Raw genomic sequence first — 23,708 nt, 5'->3', positions numbered from 1 at the left:
ACATACTTGATGGGTGCTCGCATATACCTATAAAAAGGAGGTTTATCTGTGGTTCAACCAACTCCGTATATCAATATTAATATTTTCATGTTAAAAATTAATTCCTTTGAAAATGCGTCGGCGGTGAATGTCGGACAAAATTTGTTAGCAGAGTGGCAAAACTCAGATAAAAAAAATCAGGGGTACGGACAGAATTTTGGAGATGCCAGCGGTTTTGTCGGAACAAAGAGCCATGTAGATGATCGAGATCAAGTGGACTCACCTGCCTCTTTTTCGCCAGCAGCTAAACCTATTCCAAGGAAGTGATGTGTGATGTTATTCTCACCCTCAGTCGTCAATGTCGGTGCTTTTAAAATCAATGCAATGGATCGGGGGGCATCACTGACGCTAGGACCTTATCAGCAGATCGATTATTTTCTCTCGATGAAATTGAACCAAGGTTTTGGTGAGGACAATGGAGATTGTTCACCGCTTGTCATTCCGATTTCAAGCGTACTCGATCCAGATATGGTGGACTCGAATTCAGTGAAAAACAGTGTGATTTAAACAAAAAAAGAGACCGGGATTCCCCGTGTCTCTTTTCTATTGTGTTTGATTCAGATGGCTTTTGCGTCTTGCGTAGGTAAAATACACAACGACACCAATGGCTACCCAGATGAGGAAGGCTCGCCATGTCTCCCATTTCAGTGTGGCAGCCAAGATCATACAAATGACCGCACTAATGATGGGAAGAACAGGAACAAAGGGTACTTTAAACGCTGTTTTCATATTCGGATGTTTTTTCCGGAGTATGATCACAGCGATCGAGATCACCGTAAAGGCCGCAAGTGTACCGATGCTGACTAAATTAGCAAGTGTTGATAAGTTGACGAAACCAACGATACATGCCGCAACAGCGCCTGTCAGCCAAGTGTTGGCAACCGGTGTCTTCGATTTTGGATGAACGTTTGAAAAGATTTTTGGCATGAGTCCATCTCGGCTCATGGCAAAGGTTAAACGAACCTGAGCGTAGACAAGTGCAATTAACACGGTCGTAATCCCAATAATAGCACCTGCCGATATAATACCAGCGACACTATTCAGTCCAACCACTTGTAAAGCAAAAGCGACAGGGTCACTGACATTCAGTTTCGTATAGTGAACCATGCCGGTTAAGACAAATGAAACCCCGATGTATAAAATCGTACAAACGCCGAGCGCGCCAATAATTCCGATTGGCATCGCTTTTTGCGGGTTTTTGACTTCTTCTGATGCATTAGCGATTGCATCAAATCCAAGGTAAGCAAAAAAGACAGTTGCCGCTCCTGCAATCACGCCATGGAAGCCCATTGGCATAAAAGGTGTCCAATTTTCAGGTTTAACGTAAGCAAAGCCTGAAATGATAAAGAGGAGGACAATGGCAATTTTGATGAGCACAATGATGTTATTCAGCTTCGTGCTCTCTTTTACGCCTCTTGAGACAATAAAGGTAATGAGTAAAATAATGAGTGCGCCTGGCAGGTTAAAGATGGCCCCATCAGCGGCTCCGGGTGCAGCCGATAAAGCCTTCGGTATGTGCAGACCAAATCCACTGAGCAGTGATTGAAAATAGGATGACCATCCGCTTGCCACAGCAGAGAGCGCAACAACATATTCAAGCATTAAATCCCAGCCCATTAAAAAGGCGAGGAATTCTCCAAGTGTTGCGTAAGAATACGTATAGACACTTCCTGACACTGGAATGGACGAGGAAAATTCAGCGTAGCAAAAAGCAGCAAGGGCGCATGCGATCGCAGCCAAAATAAAAGATATAATAATCGCAGGTCCCGCATCTTTCGCAGCCGCAACCCCCGTTATCACAAAAATTCCAGTCCCGACCACACAGCCAATGCCAAGCAAGATTAAATCAAATGTATTCAAAGAACGGCTCAGCCGCTTCGTTTGACTTTCAAGCATGAGCTGATCGAGAGACTTTTTTCTAAATAAAGAACTCATGTTGACCTCCTAATGGATAAATCTTTTCGTAAGACGAATGTTAGTATATGCGTAAATGACAATTTAGTCAATTGGTTGAAAAACGCTTTAAATCACTAAAGTGTTAAATGTCACAAAAGTCTAATGTGTATCAAAAGACATCCGCCGTCATTGACAGGCGGATGTGATAACAGGAGATTTACGTTTCTTCAGCAAATATTTTTTCATTGTACAGCACACTCGGATGTGTTGGGTAATGGGCTGAGGATGCAAGATGATGGGTTTTCGCTTGAGCCAAATCACCGAGCTGATAATAACAATAGCAAAGCTGAAGGTGAGGATACCATGTTTTATATTGTGTCAGTGTAAAGGCTGTTTCGATTTCAGGCGCTTTCAGTGCCTGCTCATACCAATAGATCGCTGCTTTGTGTTTATTTTGTGCTTTGAAATGATCCCCAATCCGGCAGCAAAATTCTGGACGGGGCTGATCATATAAGAAGGATCGCAATAAGGAGGATAAGGCGGCTTCCTCAAAACCGACTGCATAATAGCAGTCAGCTAAATTTTGGCATGTGCGAATTTCATCCTCAATCCAGCATTGTTTTGTGGCTAAAAATTTGTGATAAAAGCGAATCGCCTTCACATGCTGCTTGTGATCTCGTAATTCATTGGCGAAGTAAAAGAGATCACGAGGTGTCATCTCTTCGCCTTTTGCAAGCATGTTTTCATAAATGCGCAGATTGCGTCCGGGCTCTCCGGCGGTTGTTTTCTTACGCTTTTGATGGGTGACGGCGATATCAGCGGGAAAAATGTTGCCATACACTTGAAGGAATTCATGAACGGCCCCATACCACTGAAAGTTCAAGGCACGCTTGACGAGCCGATTTCTTCTATATTTAAAATTCACCTGACCGTCCTCGCTAAATCCAACGTGGTAAAACATCGAGACGGCATCTACTGCGGGATCTAGCGTCTGTTTGAGCTGAAGCAGTTTTTGCCGGTCCTCTTCAAGCAGGACATCGTCGGCATCCAGCCATAAGATATACTCTTTTGTCGCATGGGAAAAAGCGAAATTGCGTGCTTTTGCAAAATGCTGGACCCATTCAAAGTCGAGCACCTTTGCTGAAAAGGAGTGAGCAATGTCCTTTGTTTGATCCGTTGATCCTGTATCAACAATGATCATCTCATCTACAATGTCTTGAACAGAAGATAGGCAGTCAGCCAAAACCTCCTCTTCATTTTTCACAATCATACATAAACTAATGGTTATCATCTTTAGATCACCTCTTCATAGTGTATCGAGCATCAAAAGGAAACATTCTTTTCAGCAGCGGGTTTTTTTAAAACTAGTTTTCTGCTACTGGCTGATTTAAAATAAAGGAAGAATCTATGTAAGGGCTGATAAAATGAGTTTATTGAATGTAGAAGGATTATATAAAACCTATGGCGAAAAAACGCTGTTTGATCATATCTCTTTTCATATAGAACCAAAGGAACGCATCGGGTTAATTGGACCGAATGGAACAGGGAAGTCAACGCTTTTAAAAGTCATTGCAGGACTTGAATCATTTGAGGAAGGCGACATCACAAAGGCAGGGACACTTGATATCGAATTTCTCGAGCAAGATCCTGAAATGAGCGGGGATGAAACGATTCTCGACTATATTTTTTCAGGAACAGCACCAATGATTCAAACAATGAAGGCCTATGAAAAGGCACTGGCTGATTTAGAGCATGATCCACAAAACGAGGCAAAACAAGAAGCGCTTATGCGTATGCAAAATAAAATGGATCAGGACGACGCATGGGATGCGAACCTTTCGGCGAAAACGATTTTGACAAAGCTTGGCGTTAAAGATGTGAGCCGATCTGTTCATGCGTTATCAGGTGGACAGAAAAAGCGTGTGGCGATCGCCAAAAATTTAATTCAGCCTGCGGGTTTGCTGATTTTAGATGAGCCGACAAACCATCTGGACAACGCAACCATTGAATGGCTGGAAGGGTACTTGAGTCAATACAGCGGGGCTGTCATTCTGGTGACCCATGATCGTTATTTCTTAAACCGCGTCGCCAATCGGATTTATGAATTAAATCAGGGGCAGCTTTACACATATAAAGGAAATTATGAAGTCTTTTTAGAAAAAAGAGCGGAACGAGAAGCAGAAGCTCAAGTAAAAGAAACGAAACGTCAAAATTTGCTTAGACGTGAGCTTGCATGGCTCAGAAGAGGAGCAAAGGCTCGAACGACAAAGCAAAAAGCACGTATCGGCAGAGTGGAAGAGCTGAAGGATCAAAAGGGACCTGATGCAAAGGGAGAGCTTGATTTTGCGATCGGTTCTCACCGGCTTGGAAAACAAGTGATTGAGGCAGAAGAGATCAGCATCACATTTGCTGGTCAAACCCTTGTGGATCAGTTCAGTGATTTAGTCGTGCCAGGGGATCGTATCGGATTTATCGGACCGAATGGAGTGGGCAAAACGACTTTACTCAATTGCCTGGCGGGTAAAATCGAACCGACGAATGGGCAATTGACCATTGGACAAACAGTCCGCATTGGCTATTACACGCAGGACCATAACGAAATGAATGAAGAGCTGAATATCATTGATTACATCAAAGAAACAGCTGAAATTGTCAAAACGGCAGATGGTGTCATTGTGACAGCAGAGCAGATGTTGGAGAGATTTTTATTCCCTAGATCCATGCAGCGCACGTTTATCCGCAAGCTGTCAGGGGGAGAGCGCCGCAGATTGTATTTATTGAAGGTATTGATGGAAGAGCCGAATGTTCTCTTTTTAGATGAGCCGACGAACGACTTGGATACAGAGACACTGAGCATTTTAGAGGATTATTTGGAGCAGTTCCCAGGCGTAGTCATCACCGTGTCGCATGATCGTTATTTCTTAGACCGAGTCGTCCATCGTCTGCTTGTGTTTGAAGGGAATGGACGTATTTCACACTTCCAAGGTGCTTACAGCGATTACATGGAGCAAGAAAAAGAACAGAAGCGGACAGAGACAAAACCAGCTGAAAAACAAGTAGAAGCTGCACCGAAAAAGAGGAAAAAACTATCCTATAAGGACCAGCTTGAATGGGATGGGATTGAAGATCGGATACAAGCACTAGAGGACAAACACCAGCAGCTCGAAGCCAGCATTGCTGAGGCTGGCAGTGATTTTGGGAAAATTCAAGAGCTGATGGACAAGCAAAAAGCCGTCGCTGAAGAACTAGAACAAGCAATGGACCGCTGGACAGAACTGTCGATGATGATTGAAGAATTAGAAAGTAATGAAAAATAAAGGTTATCAAAAAAACTGTAGAGACATTCTACAGTTTTTTTTGATAAGAACATTTGGCATAAGCATCGTGCTGATGAATGGATTCTTCATTTCGGCACTCAATTTGAAAGCCTTTGATCCAGTTTTGTTCGTACAACTCTGCCGCAATTAATCTCGCAACATCCTCTACAAAACGTGGGTTTTCATAGGCCTCTTCTGTCACTTGTTTTTCATCTGGTCTTTTGAGTACAGGGTAAAGAGGCGCACTCGCATTAGACTCGATGATCTGCAGTAGATCTGCTTTCATGTCATCAGGGAGTTGACCTTGTTCAAACAGCTCTACCTGAATCGATACAGTGCCGCGCTGATTATGTGCGCCGTATTCACTGATTTCTTTTGAACAAGGACATAACGTTGTCACCTGAGCAGTGCAGCCAATATGACAAATCCATCCGTTTTCTTCATGAAAATGGATGTCATATTGCACGTCTGCATGCATCAAACCGGACTTTCCGCTGATGGGACTCTTTTTTTCCATGTACCACGGAAAGGAAACTTGAATCGAGGCAGATGGCTGATTCATATGCTTGGCAAGCTGTGCTGTCAATTCTTTTAAGGAATCCACATCAACCGGCTTTCCGCTCTCATAAAATGAGTGAAGCTGCTCGGTGAGACGGCTCATATGAATGCCTTTTTGATGAGCTGGCAAATATGTACTCATCGTAAAATCAGCGGAAGCGGTTTGGTGCTGTGGAGTCGTTTTAGACAAAATATGTACAGGGTACGACACACGGCAAATTCCGACCTGTTCCAGATCAAAATAAAAGTCCTGTTCGGTTTGTTGGATGTCTATCATGTCCTCTTTTTGACAAGGTTTTGTTCTAGCGCTTGGCGGGACAGAACCGAATTGGGCGTGTCGTTCTTTTTTGGATGGAAATGAACGCATAAGGTACCTCCTTTAAAACGTAATTATTCCTATTTATTCTGCATCAAACCACAATAGAAATCAAGTGATCAAACATTAACGTTTACGTTAAGGTCACAAAGGTGTATAATAAAACATGAATTGATGAGCAGGAGGCACTGGTGATGGAATGGATGAAAATTGATCAAGTGGCGAAAAGAAGCGGTCTGACGAAACGGACCATTCGTTTCTATGAAGAGATTGGTTTATTATCAGCACCAAAGCGGACAGAGGGCGGTGTCAGACTTTACTCAGAGGATGACATGGAAGAACTGGAGAAAGTGATGCAGGCCAAAGAAGTACTTGGCTTTTCTTTACAAGAGCTTCAATCGTTTATGGAAATAGGAAAGCAGTTAGAGCTGAATAAAGAAGGCTACTTGCTGTCGCTTGATCCGAAGGAACGATTAGAGAAACTGTTAGATATTGATGCGCAGCTGACTGTGCAGCATCAATTGATTACAAAAAAGCTAGAAACGATTCAATCCTTTAAAAAGGATCTTGAAATGATGAAAGAAAGAGCGGCTCATGCCATTGAGCAATTACAAAAATAAACACCTCAGCGTGTTTATTTCAGCGTGTAGACAAACCCTCGCATTCTTTGTCAGTCCTGCGCTCTGGTGCTCACGAATGCCAAATTCGCTCCGCTCCAGTGCTCGTCCTTCCTAGACTGCAAAGGTTTTCTATCACGCTGAAAAAGAAGACAAAGAGCTAAAATAAAGTTCATTTTAGCCCTTTGTCAACAAAATAAAATAAACACCTCAGCGTGTTTATTTTATTTTGTTAATCAACTGTAGGAAAGGTTCTGATGGAATGAAGGAAGAAGAAGTATTGAAACAGCGTACGAGTTTGCTTAGACAGCCAAAAGCCGTCTGGGCGGTGGCCTTTGCTTGTGTGATTTCATTTATGGGCATAGGGCTTGTAGACCCGATTTTACCAGCCATTGCATCACAATTACATGCATCTCCAAGTCAGGTGTCTCTTTTATTTACGAGCTATTTGCTTGTCACCGGCTTTGTGATGTTTTTTACCGGTTTTATTTCTAGTCGTATTGGTGCCAAATGGACGTTATTATTAGGACTCATCTTTATTATTGTCTTTTCTGCTTTAGGCGGTACTTCTTCAACCATTAATGAATTAATTGGTTTTAGAGGCGGATGGGGCATTGGGAATGCCTTATTTATTTCAACGGCATTATCAGTCATTGTCGGTGTGTCTGTTGGAGGAAGTGCGAAAGCCATCATTTTATATGAGGCGGCACTAGGTCTTGGGATTTCTGTCGGGCCGCTCCTTGGCGGTGAGCTTGGAACGATCTCTTGGCGCGGGCCATTCTTTGGCGTGGCAGTGTTAATGCTCGTTGCTCTTTTAGCCATTACCTTTATGCTTCCACCTATACAAAAGCCGCAGAAAAAGGTGAAATTATTTGAAGCTGTTGGAGCCTTGAAATATAAGGGGCTTTTAACGATGGCATCTGCTGCTTTCTTATATAATTTTGGATTCTTTGTTCTTCTAGCTTATTCGCCATTTGTGCTTCATCTTGATGAGCATGGTCTTGGCTATGTCTTTTTTGGATGGGGATTATTTTTGGCTGTGACATCTGTCTTCTCAGCGCCGGTCATTCATCGCAAATTGGGGACATTGACAGCTCTTGTGATTCTCTTTGCAACGTTTGCTGTGATTTTATTCGGCATTGGAATATGGACATCACATGTGGTCGTGGTCATTTGCGGTATTGTCATTGCTGGGGGAATCCTCGGCATAATCAATACGGTGCTGACGACGGCTGTGATGGGATCAGCTCCTGTTGAGCGTTCAATTGCATCATCTTCATACAGTGCTGTACGATTTATTGGTGGTGCGATTGCGCCTTGGATTGCGGGAGTTCTCGCTGAAACTTACACAGCAAGTACCCCTTATTATGTAGGGGCGGCTGTGGTTCTCTTAGGCATGATCATCCTGCTCCTTGGACGTAAGCATTTGGTGAATATCCAAGCAGGTCATTAATTAGAAAAAGCCTTATATCTTTTGAAGATATAAGGCTTTTTTGTCGTTATAATACTTTTGTTGTCCAGGATTCGCAATTCCAAGTTTCAGTGGCCACATCTTGATAAAATTCAGGTTCGTGGGAAATCAATAGGACGCTGCCTTTATATTCTTTTAATGCGCGCTTTAATTCTTCTTTTGCATCGACATCCAAGTGGTTTGTCGGCTCATCGAGAACAAGCAAATTGGTTTCTTCGTTAATGAGCTTGCAAAGGCGGACCTTCGCTTTTTCACCACCACTTAAAACAGACACACGGCTTTCAATATGTTTTGTCGTTAAACCGCATTTGGCAAGGGCAGCTCTGACTTCATATTGTGTGTACGATGGGAAGGTGCTCCACACCTCTTCGATACAAGTGTTGCTGTTTTGCTCTTTTACTTCTTGTTCAAAGTAGCCTATATGCAGGAATTCTCCGCGTTCCACCTCACCAGAAATGGGGGATATTTCTCCAAGAAGACTTCGGAGCAGTGTCGTTTTTCCGATACCGTTGGCACCGTATAACGCAATTTTCTGTCCGCGTTCCATTTTTAAATTCAATGGACGAGAGAGCGGTTCGTCATACCCAATGACTAAATCCTTCGTTTCAAAAATCAATTTCCCTGATGTACGTGCAGGTTTAAAGTGGAATTCTGGTTTTGGTTTTTCCGCTGCTAATTCAATCATGTCCATTTTATCGAGTTTCTTTTGACGAGACATCGCCATATTTCGAGTGCTGACACGTGCTTTATTTCTCGCGACAAAATCCTTTAGTTCAGCCACTTCTTGCTGCTGCCTTTTATACGCTGCTTCTAGCTGCTGCTTTTTCACTTCGTACACTTGCTTAAATTGATCATAATCACCAACGTAGCGCGTGAGTTCTTGATTTTCGACATGATAAATCAAGTTAATGACACTGTTTAGGAACGGGATATCATGTGAAATGAGGATAAACGCATTTTCATATTCCTGCAAATAGCGCTTCAGCCACTCAATATGCTGTTCATCTAAATAGTTGGTCGGCTCGTCAAGAAGAAGAATTTCAGGCTTCTCTAATAGCAATTTCGCAAGCAGTACTTTTGTACGCTGTCCGCCGCTCAGCTCTGTCACATCACGATCGAGCCCGAGATCTGTTAACCCAAGACCTCTTGCAATTTCCTCTACCTTGGAATCAATGATATAAAAATCATTGTTCGTCAGGGCATCCTGAATGACGCCTACTTCTTCTAAAAGCTTTTCTAGCTCATCAGGATCTGCTTCACCCATTTTTTCGTAAATGTCATTCATTGCGGCTTCCATTGAGAATAAATAATGGAATGCATCTTGAAGGACTTCACGAATGGTTCTTCCTTTTTCAAGCACGGTATGCTGATCGAGGTAGCCGACACGGACATTTTTTGCCCATTCGACCTTTCCTGCATCTGGCTCAAGCTTGCCAGTAATAATATTCATAAACGTTGACTTTCCTTCACCGTTGGCGCCGATCAAGCCGACATGCTCGCCTTTTAATAACCGGAAGGAGACTTCGTGGAAAATGGCTCTGTCGCCAAAGCCATGACTTAAATCTTTAACAGATAATATCATTTTTTACACCTCAAATAGATTCAAAACGGCTAGTGCCTCTCATGATTATATCGAACTGTCCGGCTCGATAAAAGCATCAAAAGAAAAATTGCGTTTCAAAGCTGATTTTGAGATACTTAAGGATAGATTGAATGAGGATAAAGGAGATCAACATGACGGAAAATTGGGCATTTTTGAAAGAAGCAAAGCCATTTATTCAAAAGAACTTTGAAGCGGCTGGCTTTGAGAAGCCAACAGCGATACAAGAACAAACAGCAGAGTGGATTACGGAAAAACGCGATGTGATCGCAGAATCACCGACTGGAACAGGGAAGACCCTTGCGTATGTTCTGCCGCTTTTAAATAAAATTGATGTGAGTATCAAACACCCGCAAGTCTTAATCTTGGCACCTTCAAGAGAGCTTGTGATGCAAATTTTTGATGTTGTGCAAGAGTTCAAACAAGGTTCAGACATCAAAGCTATTTCCTTAATAGGCGGGGCAAATATCAAGAAGCAGCAGGAAAAGCTAAAAAAACACCCGAATATCGTGGTGGCGACACCGGGTCGCGTACAAGAGTTAATCAAAATCAAGAAACTGAAAATGCATGAAGTGAAAACGATCGTGTTAGACGAGGCAGATCAACTTCTTGTGCCAGAGCATATGAAAACGATCCAAGGGATCATTAAGTCCACATTAAAAGAAAGACAAATCCTTTGTTTTTCTGCAACATTGAAAGAAGAAACCGTTCAGCTGATTAAAGAAATGACATCTGAACCAGAAGTATTGAAAATTGCTAGAAGCGAGGAAGAAGCGCAGAAAGTGGGTCACTATTATCTGTTATGTGATCAGCGTGACAAAGTGAAACTGCTGCAAAAGCTATCACGGCTTGAGGACATGCAGGCGCTTGTCTTTGTGCGAGATATTACGAATTTGAGCATTTATGCAGAAAAATTAGCGTATCACCATGTCGACCTTGGTGTGCTTCACAGTGAAGCGAAAAAAGCAGAGCGTGCTGTCATCTTAAAGGCGTTTGAACAGCGTGAATTCCCGCTCCTCCTTGCAACAGATATTGCAGCAAGAGGAATCGATATTGATGATCTGCCATATGTGATTCATGCAGATATGCCAAATGAAGAGGGCTACATCCACCGTTCAGGTAGAACCGGACGCGCAGGAAAAGAAGGCGCAGTCATCAGTCTTGTCACACCTCAAGAGCAATCAATGCTGAAAAAAATGGCGAAAAAGCTGAATCTTTCGCTTGAAGAAATTGTGTATAAGCAAGGCCAGCTGCACCTTGCGCCCAAGCAGGCATAATAAAAGGACCCTCCATAATTGGCAGGGTCCTTTTTTGTTATGAAATTTTGACAAGTTGTTTTCCGACATTTTCCCCTTTGAATAGTCCAAGGAATGCATCTGGAATATGATCAAAACCTTCGATAATGGTTTCTTTGTAAGTCAGTTTGTCTTCTTTTACCCATTGTGCGAGATCTTTTGCCGCCTCTTCAAAACGATCAGAGTAGTTGGCAACAATGAAGCCCTGCATCAATGCACTTGTTTTAATGAGTTTTGTTTGCACACGAGGGCCAATGTCTTCGCTTGCACTAATGTTATAAGAAGAAATGGCGCCGCAGACTGGAATACGTGCAAAACGGTTCAAATGATTCATTACAGCATCAGAGATGTCGCCGCCCACATTGTCAAAATACACATCGACACCGTTTGGACAGGCTTTTGCAATGGCGTCATCTAAATCATTTGTTGTTTTATAATTAATGGTTTCATCAAAGCCCAGTTCTTTTAAATAAGCCAGCTTATCATCAGATCCGGCAATTCCAACGACGTGGGCACCTTTGATTTTAGCGATCTGTCCGACAACAGAACCAACGGCACCTGCGGCTCCAGAAATGACAACCGTTTCGCCTTCTTTTGGCTGACCAATCGCAAGAAGTCCAAAATAGGCGGTTTGTCCTGGCATGCCCAAAATCCCTAAGTAATAAGATAACGGCGCAATGGATGGATCAATTTTTGTCAGAGACTCTGCTTTGGCAGTAGAATATTCCTGCCAGCCAAGGAATCCAAGTACAAAATCACCTTTCTCAAATTGAGGAGATTTGGACTCGACGACTTCTCCGACCACACCACCCTGGATCACTTCATTGAGTTTAAACGGAGGTGTATAGGATTTTGTATCTTGCATTCGTCCTCTCATGTAAGGATCTACAGACACATATTTCGTTTGAATCAAGACTTCGCCATCTTGCGGCGTTGGTATATCAACTGTTTCAAAATGAAAAACATCTTTAGTAGGTAAACCTTTTGGACGTTTTGCTAATTGAATTTGTTTTTGTTGACTCATGTCAAATCCTCCCTTTCACTTGCAACCTAGATTTACATTAACATGATGCTTCTTTTCGTTCAAAACATACGGTCTTTTCCAAGCACATACAAAAAAGTAGCCACCATCTAAAAGAAGGGGACTACTTTTTTTGAAGAGAGACAGAAAGGAGCGGCGGGAGACAACCAAACAGTTGATACTCATCCGCATCACGTTCTTTTAATAAATATTCATTTGCATTTTGCATGGAGGCTTTCATCATATCGTGCGTCACAAAAGGAAAAAGGATATTTAAATATGAGGACAACAGGTCTTGTGGATCTTGTTCGATTGACTCGATATCTCCAATGTTAATAATAATAGAAAAGAGATAATCGATGCAGATGTGAAAGTGCTGTTCAGCAAACAAAGTAAGCGGCTTTGCTTTTGATTCTTCAGGATTCCATTTTTGAAAAAGCTGTTTCACCAAATCACTGACAACCCATGCATTAAACTGCTGCTCAGCTGAAAAATAATACATCAGCTCCACCCCATTTCTAGCCTCCAGTATAAGAATTGTACAACAAATGACAAGGAAAGCATACAATTTTTCAGAAAATTTAGTCATTTTTACAGTCTTTTTGTCAAAAATAAGTCCATAGACGCATTAAGTTCACAGAGTAAAAATGGATGTGCTGGAGGAAGGTTTAATGACAAAAGTGACGGGTAAAAGATTCGTAAGACGTTAAAGGAGGAATAATAAATGAAACCTGTTGTAAGAGAGTATTCAAATGATGAAACACTTCAAAGAGATGTGGAGCAATTAAAACAACTTGGTGTTGCAAGAGAGGACATTTATGTTCTGTCCCATGACGATGATCGAACTGAGCGTATTGCAAGCAACGCAGATGCCAATACGATAGGTCCAAAAGAGGTTGGACTCAAGCATGCGGTTGGAAACATCTTTAGCAAAAAGGGAGATGAACTCCGCAATAAGATTCACGAAATTGGTTTCTCAAAAGAAGAAGCTGAGACATTTGAAGAACATTTAGACGAAGGAAAAGTTCTTCTCTTTGTGACTGACCATGAAAAAGTGAAAAATTGGGCATAAACGCCATCGTAAAAAGCCTCTTACTTTTGTAAGGGGCTTTTTTTCAGATTGTTGACAAAGGGCTAAAATGAACTTGATTTTAGCCCTTTGTCTTCTTTTCAGCGTGATAGAAAACCTTTGCAGTCTAGGAAGGACGAGTACTGGCGCGGAGCGAATTTGACATTCGTGAGCACCAGCACGCAGGACTGACAAAGAATGCGAGGGTTTGTCTACACGCTGAAAGCCTCTTACTTTTGTAAGGGGCTTTTTTTCATGCTGCGATAATTAAAATCTACCATCTGTCTTTTTCACTATAATAAGACAGGTTAAAAAATTGGGGTAAACAGTAAAATGTCTAATTGAAAATATAGAAATATCAAAGGATACCATCAAAAAAAAGAAAAAAGTAGTGAAAATATCACAAAAAACCATTCGGGAAATAATTATGATATCTTTATTTTTATCTCAAAATGAAATAAAAATCTTGTGTAATTTAGTAGATAAATTTCTTAGTTCTATTGGTTTAAGTTGTATTTTTGTGTAGAAATAAGTGTTTTAAGGTCAAAAAACCACGAAATATACCTGTATTTTCAATTAGAAAATCATTCTAATGTTTAGGAAATAATTTGTTGACAAAATAATCTAAAAACAATATATTTGGCTTAATCAAGTCATTATGGAATTAGTTGTTAAATTTTTGATAGGTGGATTTCAGGATCAATTCTGTAAATGATGATGCATTAAGACCTAAGGAAGAGCACTTCTGGGGCAAAGCGATACTGAAGAAATATCTATTAGACAAAAAGAAATGAATGATAGATAGCTTAGAACGGTAGATTCGTTTTTCTACTATGCCTACTTCTCAATGGTAATATTCAGAGGATCATCATAAAGAAAGCGCTTTCCTAGCGCTGTTAAGGAGGTGAACCCATATGAAGAAAATGTATAACAAACTGAGGCGCTGTAATAGTTGAATGGCTGTGGTTGTATGTGAAGATGAGTGCTGAAAAAGAAGAGTGACATGTGGAATGCTTCTCTCCTTTTTCAGAAAACAGATTTCCTAAAAAATCCATCTTTCATTTTATCATAAGGCTTTTTGCTTGAAAACCACCTTTGTTAGGAAAGGTGATTGTGAATTGAAGGAGGTCAAGTGATGAAAAAGGCTTTGTATCATGAAGACAGCGGGTTGTATTTAGAGAAAATGCGCATGGCTTTTCAAGAACACTATGAGCAAAGAACAGATATGTGGTCTACTGATCCATCATTAACAGACGCTGCTGTGATGTCTCTCAAGGCATGGCGTTCCAGGGAAAAGGATGCACTTGCTTCTGTGCTGGATATCGGCTGCGGGAATGGACGGGCTCTTGAACATTTACAAGGACTGTCGGCATATACCGGCATTGACCTTTATGAGCATGAGGAATGGCAAGGATTGAAGAAGAGAAAAGAGGTTCCTGTCCATTTTTATCATCAAGATTTTATGTCTTGGTCAATGGATCAAGGGCGCGAGCTGACGTTTGATTTGATTTTAGATCATGGCTGCTTTCACCATCAGCACCCTGATGACCACGAACGATACTTAAAGCAGATTTCCTCGCTGCTTCATGAAGGTGGTGTGTTTTCCCTTGTTGTATGGGGAGAAGAGTGGAAAACAGGCTTAATCGGAGAAGATGGACGCTTCCATTTTTCATTCTCAGATACTCAGCTTGGAGAAAAGATTTGTACATCAGGGCTTGAGCTCGTTTCGATTACACCATTACAAGCGAAGGCTGGGATCAGCCAGCATCATGTCATTGCTGTCAAAATCTAGTGCAAAGGAGGATAAACGCGATGTTTGATGTGATGGTTCTTGGTGCATACCTAGGCGGGTGTCATGCTTCAATCAATGTAGCTGAATTGAAGTACGGACTATTCATCCAATCAAAGGGTACAACCGGATGACGTGCATTTGAAGGACCAGAGCTTCTAGTAAAGGAGAAAGCAGCTCGAAGCTAGCAGAGATATTCTTTTAGAGAAAGAGCATGTCAGTTTCCATTCAAGAATCATCAAATGGTGTTGCTCTCTTACAGAGAATACAGCGTATGAAGCTCGATTTCTGCTCCTTTGTACTGGACAAGTGACAGTCTAAAAAGAGTCTTTATGAAAGGTACTGATGGATGATTGGCATCGCACATCTATTCAGCCAGTATGACAGGAAATTTCTCCTGAGCCATGATTCTAGCTGGAACCGGTGCTCAGGGTGCAAAGGGAGTGCATACACATATTCATCACGCCATCACTGCGCTGAGAGAGTTCAATGGGGTGCAGTGATGAATAGGGGGAGACAAATGAACAAGTTTGTAGCTGAACTACAATCAATGATTCATCATTTTACATTTCAAGAAAAACACTATTTGCTCGTGGGGCCAGTGAACCTGCCGATCTCTATTGAACATGAAGAAGTGCAGTTTACATGGTATGCCTTTGCGTCTGTAGAAGCTGATACAACGCCAACGGTTGAGTCTATTGTACAAATGAGTACCGAGCAGCAAACATTTTCCTCTTGTCTCCTTTTTGGCGACTTTGAAAATGAAGTGCCGCCGCTTGTGCGAATTCATAGTGTCTGCCAAACAGGGGATGTGTTTGGGTCACTGAAATGTGATTGCGGTCCACAGCTTGCATCATCGCTAAAAAAAATCACCGATTACGGAAAAGGCATGCTTGTGTATATGGCCAATCAAGAAGGGCGCTCTATTGGGCTAATGGCCAAAGCCTTCACGTATAAATTACAGGAAATGAAACTGGATACATTTGAGGCGAACAGGTTGATCGGCTGCGGAGATGATGATCGGCATTACGAGGAAGCAGCGGCTGTCTTGCACTATTTAAACAAAGGGAAACCATTGCATCTTTTAACCAATAATCCAGATAAAGTCGATTCCATTGCTGCTTACGGTCTTCCGGTTTTACGGTTTGATCATACGGTAGAAGCCTCTCTCTATAATGAAGCATATTTAAAGGCAAAAGCAGCATCAGGGCATATGGTCGATGAGAAGAAATTAATTAATCAGTAGATGAGTTTATTTAAAGAAGGCGGGAGAAAAGCGTGAAACCTGATATCAATTGGATTCAAATCCCAAGCGGCTATGCGACGATTGGAAGTAATGAAGAAGATATGAAAAAGGCATCAGAATTTTGGAAGGACAAACTTCTGAATCCAGCCTATGGCCGTGAGAAAAAATTTCAAAAATGGCTGTACAAAGAATTTCCATCTTATCAGCCGTATATGAGTGAATTTTTCATCTCAGATACGGTCGTCACCAATGAATGGTATCAAAGCTATTGCGACGAGACAGGAAAGCCTTATCCAGAGAGCTTGACGAACCTAGAACTTGGCGGGGGAAAAGACCATCCAGCTTGGGGCATGGACATCGAGGAAGCTTTCTCATTTTGTCAGTGGCTGAGCGGGAAGCTTGGATATGAGGTATCGATCCCTACTGAGGAAGAATGGGAATATGCTGCCCGGGGCAATACAAGACATCAATATCCTTGGGGAGATGAGTTTGATCCCTCTTACTGTAATACGCACGAATCAAATATTGAAAAAACGACACCTGTCCGTCATTACGAAAAAGGAAGATCTCTATTTGGACTATATGATATGGGTGGCAATGTCGAAGAATGGGTCAACACCAAGTATCACATATATGAAGGCGGAATTGAGGTTGTAGATGATTTAACCGAGACACTCGGCAGTGATTACTACATTTTAAAAGGTGGCTCCTTCGCAAGAGGCGGAGATTTATGCAGAGTCGCAAGAAGACACGGTAAACACCCAGACCCTGTTTTTCGATTTACTGGTTTTCGTGTAGTTACTCGTCAAAAACAACATATAAAGGTGGGAGTGTAAAACCATGCATAGAGGACCGATTACATCCGTTTTATCAACTCAGCATGACCAAATTGTCTACACAGGTGGCTATGACCGCTGTATTTATAAATGGGACCGTGCCACGGGAGAAGGAACATTTATTGGTAGTCACGAGCATATCATCAACTCTTTATCCCTTTCGGAAAATGGAACGTATTTAGCGAGTGCATCGTCAGACTATACCATTCAATTATATGATACTGGCACACATACAAGAATTCGTACGCTATATGGTCATGCGGATGATGTGGAAGCTGTCGCATTTGCAAAGCAGGATACGCTTCTTGTATCGGTGTCCAGAGACAGAAGATGCTTAGTTTGGGATATTGAAACGGGAGCCATTTTAAGAGAATTTCATGGACATAGCAAGGATGTATTAGCTGTATGGATTCATGAGGATAAAGCTTATACAACTGGTGACGATGGCTATGTCCTTGTATGGCTCTATGAAACAGGAGAAATTGTAGGTGAAATTGGCCCGTTTGATTATGAGCTGGATACCATCAGCGGCAGCAATCAAAAAGAAGTATTCGCCCTTGGTAGAGACGATGGCACGGTCATCATTTATGATGCCGCTACATTACAGGAGAAAAAAATCATTAAAGCTCATTTACAAGGTGTGAAACGTGTAAACTTTTCGCCGAGCGGTAACTACTTGCTCACAGCGGGATATGACCATTTAATTAAGCTCTGGAATTATGAAACCGGTGATTTAATTGATACGCTGCTGCCTCATAAATATCAATGGGAGCGCTCGCTTGTTTGGACAGAAGATGAGCAGGCTATTTTAGGAGCCAGCTTTGGGAAAACGTATTGTGAATGGTCCATTCAAGAAGGAAAAGTGATCTCTGATGAGCAGGAATTGGCGACACCTTCTATTAATGATATTGCGTTGACTGAAGCGGGGGATATTATCACTGCATCAGATGACGGAAAATTCAGAAAAAATGGAATCGAAATCGCAAAATCAACAGGTGTTCTCACAAATGGAGTGGCTGTTGCTCGGGATGGAAGCTATTATGCATGGGGCGATCATGCGAGTCAGGTGCATATTGTACACGAGTCATTGCAGCAAATGGTCTCTTTTGATCTCAACACAGGTCCTGTCAATAGTGTGTATTTCCATGAGGAGGATCGTCAATTTTATATCGGCACTTATGGCGGTTATGTGCATGTCATTTCGACTGAACACTTAAAGGAAATCGGCCGTTCTAAAGCACATGATTGCGCGGTCAAAGCATTAAAGGTAGAAGGAGATCATATCATCACAGCGGCAGTTGAAGGAACCATCTGTCTTCTCGATAAAAAGAGTTTGTCCTTAACAGCAGAATATATCGGGGCGACAGAGCTGTTAAATGATGTATTTATTGATAGCAAAAGAGATCGCATTGCCATTGTCAGCCGGGATAAAAACGTCCGATTGTTTGATTTGCATACAGGCAGAATTTTAAATCAGCACAACGAGCATCAATATTCCATTAAATCCATCACTGTGACAGACTCTGGCTATATTGTGAGTGGAGACTATTGGGGATATATTGTGGTGTGGAATCCAGAGCTAGATGTCAATACAGGTCCGATTCGAATTGCTAAGAATGGTATTAGTGCCATTAGACAACTAGGAAATGATGTGTATGCAAGTTCATATGACGGTGGTATTTATCATATTCGAGAAGATGGCACACATACGGAAGTACTGCGCTTATTTGAACAATTTCCGAAAGAAGTAATCTCTCATTAAGAAAAAGAATGTAAGCGGGGGATTCTCATGATAAGTGTTTGCAAGGAACATATGAAAAAAGGTCTGACTGTACTCAATTGTCCGCATGTGCTCCTCATTAATAAATATGAATGTCGCAAATGCTGTTTTTGTAAACAACGAGCATCATATAAACTGTTTTATTCCTTGCCTTACTATGATCGAACTGAAAAGAAACGGATGGAGAAAATATAGCCCATGAGAAAAGAACTCCTTCATTTTCTGAAGGAGTTCTTTCCCTTGAGAGAAGAAAGGAGTCCGAGATGAAAGACGATATTTTTTATATGAAGCTGGCGATTGCCAACGCGAAGGCGATGAAAGGACAAACCTCACCCAATCCGCTTGTTGGTGCAGTGATTGTTCAGAGCGGTGAGATCGTTGGGATTGGTGCGCACATGAAGGCTGGCGAGCCTCATGCTGAAATTCATGCGCTGCAAATGGCAGGAGAAAAGGCGAAGGGAGCAGACATGTATGTAACGCTCGAACCTTGTACACATCACGGAAAAACAGGCCCTTGCACCGAAGCGATCATTAGCAGTGGTGTGAAGAAAGTGTTGATTGCTACCCAAGATCCGAATCCGTTTGTTGCAGGTAAAGGAATTGCCTTTTTGAAAAAGGCTGGAATTGAGGTGGAGCAAGGGATATGTAAACAGGAAGCAGATCGTTTAAATGCTCCTTTTTTTCATTTAATGCAAACAAACCTTCCTTATGTCGTCTTAAAATCAGCTATTTCGATAGATGGGAAGATTGCCACGGCTGATCAAGAAAGCAAATGGATCACTGGAATAGAAGCGAGAACAGAAGTGCAGCGCTTACGTCAAGAAGCAGATGCGGTGCTGACAGGAGTGGAAACGATTATTCAAGATGATGCCGGCTTACTTGTAAAGGATTCATTCAACCATCAGCCCATTCGTGTCATTTTAGATTCAACATTAAGGATACCGATTCATGCCAAATGCTTAACAGATCATAGGGCAGAAACCATAATTTGTACATCACAAGATTATGATCATCAAAAGTATCAACAGTTGATACAAAAAGGTCATCAAGTATTTGTTACAAGCGGAGAACACCGGACAGATCTTCAGGATGTGTTACACATGTTGAAGAAGCGCTCTGTGATGTCAGTGCTTGTAGAGGCAGGGGGCAGTGTGAGTGCATCATTTTTAGAAGCATCACTTGTGAACGAAGCTGTTATCTATATGGCACCTTTGTTGATTGGAGGGAAAGATGCACCTACTTTTTTTGAAGGAGAAGGTGTGAAAAAACTAAAAAAGGCGATCCGTCCAGCGGATATTGAATATAGTATGGTAGGAAAAGATTTAAAAATGACGATGACATTTTAACGATGGAGAGAGGTCCTTGCACGTAGAGTGCAAGGCCTTTCAAATTTTTTGATAAAAATAAAATTGTACATACACCTTTATCGATCATGATGAATACGATGGATTGGGGTGATTCTATGAGAAAATGTAGACAATGCGGAAAGATATACCCAACTCATTCGACAGACCACTACCAAAAAGGAAGCTGGTATGATGCGTATAAGGATGATGGCTGGGAATGTGATAGTTGTAAGAAAGGTAAATCAGACAAACAAAGGAAACCAGTAAAAAATCCATGCTGCGGAAAAGATCCTTGTGTGTGTGTCATTCAAGGACCGCCAGGGGGAAGAGGAAGGAGAGGCCCAGCAGGTCCGGCAGGTCCAGTGGGTCCAGTTGGCCCAGCGGGTCCAGCAGGAGCAACGGGCGCAACAGGCGCCACCGGTGTAGGTTTAACCGGTATCGTGGCATTTGATCCAGCGGATGCCCCAACCTATCCAGAAGGTCAAGTGGTGACATTTGATGGAAGTACGTATGTGGCGAATACAGCTTCACCAACAGGTACGCCAGGTACGTCTCCAGATTATACATTGTTAGCAGCTGCGGGAGATACGGGCGCCACGGGTGCCACAGGAGCAACAGGAACGGGAGCGACAGGAGCCACCGGAGATACCGGCGCAACTGGAGCGACAGGAGCCACAGGAGGTACGGGTGCCACGGGAGCCACAGGAACCGGAGCGACCGGCGCTACTGGAGATACCGGCGCAACCGGAGCGACAGGAGCCACCGGAGATACGGGCGCCACGGGAGCAACAGGAACCGGAGCGACCGGTGCTACAGGAGATACAGGAGCCACCGGTGCTACAGGAGCCACCGGAGATACGGGCGCCACGGGAGCAACAGGAACCGGAGCGACCGGCGCTACTGGAGATACCGGCGCAACTGGAGCGACAGGAGCCACCGGAGATACGGGCGCCACGGGAGCAACAGGAACCGGAGCGACCGGCGCTACTGGAGATACCGGCGCAACTGGAGCGACAGGAGCCACCGGAGATACGGGCGCCACGGGAGCAACAGGAACCGGAGCGACCGGCGCTACTGGAGATACCGGCGCAACCGGAGCGACAGGAGCCACAGGAGATACGGGTGCCACGGGAGCAACAGGAACCGGAGCGACCGGTGCTACAGGAGATACAGGAGCCACCGGTGCTACAGGAGCCACAGGAGATACGGGCGCCACGGGAGCAACAGGAACCGGAGCGACCGGCGCTACTGGAGATACCGGCGCAACTGGAGCGACAGGAGCCACCGGAGATACGGGCGCCACGGGAGCAACAGGAACCGGAGCGACCGGCGCTACTGGAGATACCGGCGCAACCGGAGCGACAGGAGCCACGGGTGCAACGGGAGATACGGGAGCGACTGGAATAACAGGAGCCACAGGAGATACGGGAGCCACAGGAGATACGGGAGCGACCGGAGTAACCGGAGCCACGGGTGCAACGGGAGATACAGGAGCGACCGGAGTAACCGGAGCCACGGGTGCAACAGGAGATACGGGAGCGACTGGAGTAACCGGAGCCACAGGTGCAACGGGAGATACGGGAGCGACTGGAGTAACCGGAGCCACGGGTGCAACGGGAGATACGGGAGCGACCGGAGTAACCGGAGCCACGGGTGCAACGGGAGATACAGGAGCGACCGGAGTAACCGGAGCTACAGGTGCAACAGGAGATACGGGAGCGACTGGAGTAACCGGAGCCACAGGAGCAACAGGAGATACGGGAGCGACTGGAGTAACCGGAGCCACAGGAGCAACAGGAGATACGGGAGCGACTGGAGTAACCGGAGCTACAGGTGCAACAGGAGATACGGGAGCGACTGGAGTAACCGGAGCCACAGGCGCCACGGGAGATACGGGAGCGACCGGAGTAACCGGAGCTACAGGTGCAACAGGAGATACGGGAGCGACTGGAGTAACCGGAGCCACAGGCGCCACGGGAGATACGGGAGCGACCGGAGTAACCGGAGCCACAGGTGCAACGGGAGATACCGGAGCAACCGGAGTAGGGTTAGCAGGTATTTTGGCATTTGACCCAGCAACAGCTCCAACCTATACAGTAGGTCAAGTGGTGACATATGAAGGTGGAACTTATGTCGTAAATACAGCACCACCAACCGGCACACCAGATACGTCTCCAGATTATACGTTATTGGCAGCCGCAGGTGTGACAGGCGCCACGGGAGATACGGGAGCGACCGGAGTAACCGGAGCAACAGGAGCAACAGGAGATACGGGAGCGACTGGAGTAACCGGAGCCACAGGAGCAACGGGAGATACGGGAGCGACTGGAGTAACCGGAGCCACGGGTGCAACGGGAGATACGGGAGCGACTGGAGTAACCGGAGCCACAGGTGTAACGGGAGATACGGGAGCGACTGGAGTAACCGGAGCCACAGGTGCAACCGGAGACACGGGAGCGACCGGAGTAACCGGAGCAACAGGAGCAACAGGAGATACGGGAGCGACTGGAGTAACCGGAGCCACAGGTGCAACGGGAGATACCGGAGCAACCGGAGTAGGGTTAGCAGGTATTTTGGCATTTGACCCAGCAACAGCTCCAACCTATACAGTAGGTCAAGTGGTGACATATGAAGGTGGAACTTATGTCGTAAATACAGCACCACCAACCGGCACACCAGATACGTCTCCAGATTATACGTTATTGGCAGCCGCAGGTGTGACAGGCGCCACGGGAGCAACCGGTGCCACCGGAGATACAGGTCCAACAGGAGCAACCGGAGTCACAGGCGCCACAGGAGTCACAGGAGATACGGGTGCAACAGGGGCTACAGGAACAGGCGCCACGGGAGCAACCGGTGCAACGGGAGCCACAGGAGCAACAGGATCGAGTGCGATTATCCCATTTGCATCAGGTTTACCTGTCGCTTTAACAACCATCGCTGGCGGTTTGGTCGGGACATCTAGCTTGGTAGGATTCGGTAACTCAGCCACTGGTGTCAGTATTGTAGGCGGAATCATTGATTTAACCGGAGCAGCAGGAACATTGTTAAACATGGCATTCTCCGTTCCGAGAGCAGGAACCATTACGTCATTTGCGGGCTATTTTAGTACGACAGCAGCCCTTTCTCTAGTTGGCACAAATATTACTGTGACGGCTAGTCTGTTTGCTTCACCAACACCAGATAACAGCTTCACGCAAGTAGCGAGCGTTACATTGGCACCGGCATTAACCGGTATTTTAACGATAGGGGCTATTACAAACGGTATCGCTACTGGTTTAAGTGTACCAGTCACACCAGAAACAAGATTGCTTGTCGTATTCTCGGCAACAGCTACTGGTCTTTCCTTAGTGAATACTGTAGAAGGCTATGCGAGTGCTGGTTTATCCATCACGTAATAGGCACACAGGGATGACTCAATACTGAGTCATCCTTTTTTTATCTATGTGAATTTTCTCTTAACTTCATGAGAAAAAATGATATGATTTTCTTAGAGTCTATTCGGGTGAATC

General features: G+C 44.0%; 19 protein-coding genes. 13 read left to right on the top strand and 6 right to left on the bottom strand.

All coding sequences use genetic code 11. The features are described from left to right. Positions 1-48 precede the first annotated feature (48 nt). Both LCD32_RS02475 and LCD32_RS02470 read left to right on the top strand, forming a co-directional pair. Positions 49-306 (top strand): hypothetical protein, encoded by a 258-nt coding sequence (locus LCD32_RS02475; RefSeq protein ID WP_008344180.1) that lies wholly within the window; start codon positions 49-51, stop codon positions 304-306. A 6-nt stretch (positions 307-312) separates the two neighbouring features. Next, a complete protein-coding gene (locus LCD32_RS02470) occupies positions 313-546 on the top strand; it encodes a hypothetical protein (protein ID WP_008344178.1) in 234 nt (77 codons plus the stop codon). A gap of 36 nt (positions 547-582) precedes the next feature. Here LCD32_RS02470 and LCD32_RS02465 read toward each other — a convergent pair whose 3' ends face one another. Together LCD32_RS02465 and LCD32_RS02460 are read right to left on the bottom strand one after the other, a co-directional pair. Next, positions 583-1,974, bottom strand: a complete 1,392-nt coding sequence (locus tag LCD32_RS02465; RefSeq protein WP_008344176.1) for an amino acid permease — start codon at positions 1,972-1,974, stop codon at positions 583-585. Between the two features lie 178 nt (positions 1,975-2,152). Continuing rightward, positions 2,153-3,226 carry a glycosyltransferase family 2 protein gene (locus LCD32_RS02460; protein ID WP_007496793.1) on the bottom strand — a complete coding sequence of 358 codons (1,074 nt, stop codon included), beginning with the start codon at positions 3,224-3,226 and terminating at the stop codon, positions 2,153-2,155. A gap of 133 nt (positions 3,227-3,359) precedes the next feature. Here LCD32_RS02460 and LCD32_RS02455 point away from each other — a divergent pair, with 133 nt between their 5' ends. Next, positions 3,360-5,252: an ABC-F family ATP-binding cassette domain-containing protein gene (locus LCD32_RS02455; RefSeq protein WP_041506629.1), complete on the top strand. Its 1,893-nt coding sequence runs from the start codon at positions 3,360-3,362 to the stop codon at positions 5,250-5,252. Positions 5,253-5,280: 28 nt separating this feature from the next. Here the strand turns inward: LCD32_RS02455 and folE2 are convergent, their stop codons facing one another. After that, the gene (gene folE2 / locus LCD32_RS02450; RefSeq protein WP_224562672.1) at positions 5,281-6,177 is read right to left on the bottom strand and encodes a GTP cyclohydrolase FolE2; all 897 of its coding nucleotides are present in this window, start codon (positions 6,175-6,177) and stop codon (positions 5,281-5,283) included. Between the two features lie 143 nt (positions 6,178-6,320). Here folE2 and LCD32_RS02445 point away from each other — a divergent pair, with 143 nt between their 5' ends. Then, the gene (locus LCD32_RS02445; RefSeq protein ID WP_017366797.1) at positions 6,321-6,746 is read left to right on the top strand and encodes a MerR family transcriptional regulator; all 426 of its coding nucleotides are present in this window, start codon (positions 6,321-6,323) and stop codon (positions 6,744-6,746) included. 259 nt (positions 6,747-7,005) lie between these two features. Then, positions 7,006-8,196, top strand: a complete 1,191-nt coding sequence (locus tag LCD32_RS02440) for an MFS transporter (RefSeq protein WP_224562669.1) — start codon at positions 7,006-7,008, stop codon at positions 8,194-8,196. 46 nt (positions 8,197-8,242) lie between these two features. On the opposite strand, the gene LCD32_RS02435 is transcribed toward LCD32_RS02440, so the two are convergent. Continuing rightward, complete coding sequence (locus LCD32_RS02435) at positions 8,243-9,796, bottom strand: ABC-F family ATP-binding cassette domain-containing protein (RefSeq protein WP_008343192.1); 1,554 nt, start codon at positions 9,794-9,796, stop codon at positions 8,243-8,245. 152 nt (positions 9,797-9,948) lie between these two features. On the opposite strand from LCD32_RS02435, the gene LCD32_RS02430 reads away from it, so the two are divergent. Continuing rightward, positions 9,949-11,091 (top strand): DEAD/DEAH box helicase, encoded by a 1,143-nt coding sequence (locus tag LCD32_RS02430; protein ID WP_046342921.1) that lies wholly within the window; start codon positions 9,949-9,951, stop codon positions 11,089-11,091. 37 nt (positions 11,092-11,128) lie between these two features. On the opposite strand, the gene LCD32_RS02425 is transcribed toward LCD32_RS02430, so the two are convergent. Next, positions 11,129-12,133 (bottom strand): NADP-dependent oxidoreductase, encoded by a 1,005-nt coding sequence (locus LCD32_RS02425; protein ID WP_008343189.1) that lies wholly within the window; start codon positions 12,131-12,133, stop codon positions 11,129-11,131. A gap of 121 nt (positions 12,134-12,254) precedes the next feature. Then, the gene (locus LCD32_RS02420; RefSeq protein WP_017366799.1) at positions 12,255-12,632 is read right to left on the bottom strand and encodes a YfmB family protein; all 378 of its coding nucleotides are present in this window, start codon (positions 12,630-12,632) and stop codon (positions 12,255-12,257) included. A 222-nt stretch (positions 12,633-12,854) separates the two neighbouring features. Here LCD32_RS02420 and LCD32_RS02415 point away from each other — a divergent pair, with 222 nt between their 5' ends. From LCD32_RS02415 to LCD32_RS19290, 7 genes are all read left to right on the top strand, one after another. Beyond that, positions 12,855-13,202 carry a general stress protein gene (locus tag LCD32_RS02415; protein WP_007496775.1) on the top strand — a complete coding sequence of 116 codons (348 nt, stop codon included), beginning with the start codon at positions 12,855-12,857 and terminating at the stop codon, positions 13,200-13,202. A 1,132-nt stretch (positions 13,203-14,334) separates the two neighbouring features. After that, complete coding sequence (locus LCD32_RS02410; RefSeq protein ID WP_007496773.1) at positions 14,335-14,991, top strand: class I SAM-dependent methyltransferase; 657 nt, start codon at positions 14,335-14,337, stop codon at positions 14,989-14,991. A gap of 517 nt (positions 14,992-15,508) precedes the next feature. Further along, the gene (locus tag LCD32_RS02405; protein WP_017360404.1) at positions 15,509-16,234 is read left to right on the top strand and encodes a GTP cyclohydrolase II; all 726 of its coding nucleotides are present in this window, start codon (positions 15,509-15,511) and stop codon (positions 16,232-16,234) included. Positions 16,235-16,266: 32 nt separating this feature from the next. Continuing rightward, entirely contained in the window at positions 16,267-17,070 is an 804-nt protein-coding gene (locus LCD32_RS02400; RefSeq protein ID WP_024718589.1) for a formylglycine-generating enzyme family protein, read from the top strand. Between the two features lie 4 nt (positions 17,071-17,074). Then, positions 17,075-18,832 carry a WD40 repeat domain-containing protein gene (locus LCD32_RS02395; RefSeq protein ID WP_008343181.1) on the top strand — a complete coding sequence of 586 codons (1,758 nt, stop codon included), beginning with the start codon at positions 17,075-17,077 and terminating at the stop codon, positions 18,830-18,832. A 281-nt stretch (positions 18,833-19,113) separates the two neighbouring features. Then, complete coding sequence (gene ribD / locus LCD32_RS02390) at positions 19,114-20,196, top strand: bifunctional diaminohydroxyphosphoribosylaminopyrimidine deaminase/5-amino-6-(5-phosphoribosylamino)uracil reductase RibD (RefSeq protein WP_224562666.1); 1,083 nt, start codon at positions 19,114-19,116, stop codon at positions 20,194-20,196. 116 nt (positions 20,197-20,312) lie between these two features. Next, positions 20,313-23,594 (top strand): collagen-like repeat preface domain-containing protein, encoded by a 3,282-nt coding sequence (locus tag LCD32_RS19290; RefSeq protein WP_318010832.1) that lies wholly within the window; start codon positions 20,313-20,315, stop codon positions 23,592-23,594. The last annotated feature ends 114 nt before the right edge of the window (positions 23,595-23,708 follow it).

It is taken from the genome of Bacillus sp. RSS_NA_20 (assembly GCF_020165915.1).
Classification (GTDB): Bacteria; Bacillota; Bacilli; order Bacillales; family Bacillaceae; genus Bacillus; species Bacillus altitudinis.
This window is presented reverse-complemented; position numbering and strand designations above follow the sequence as displayed.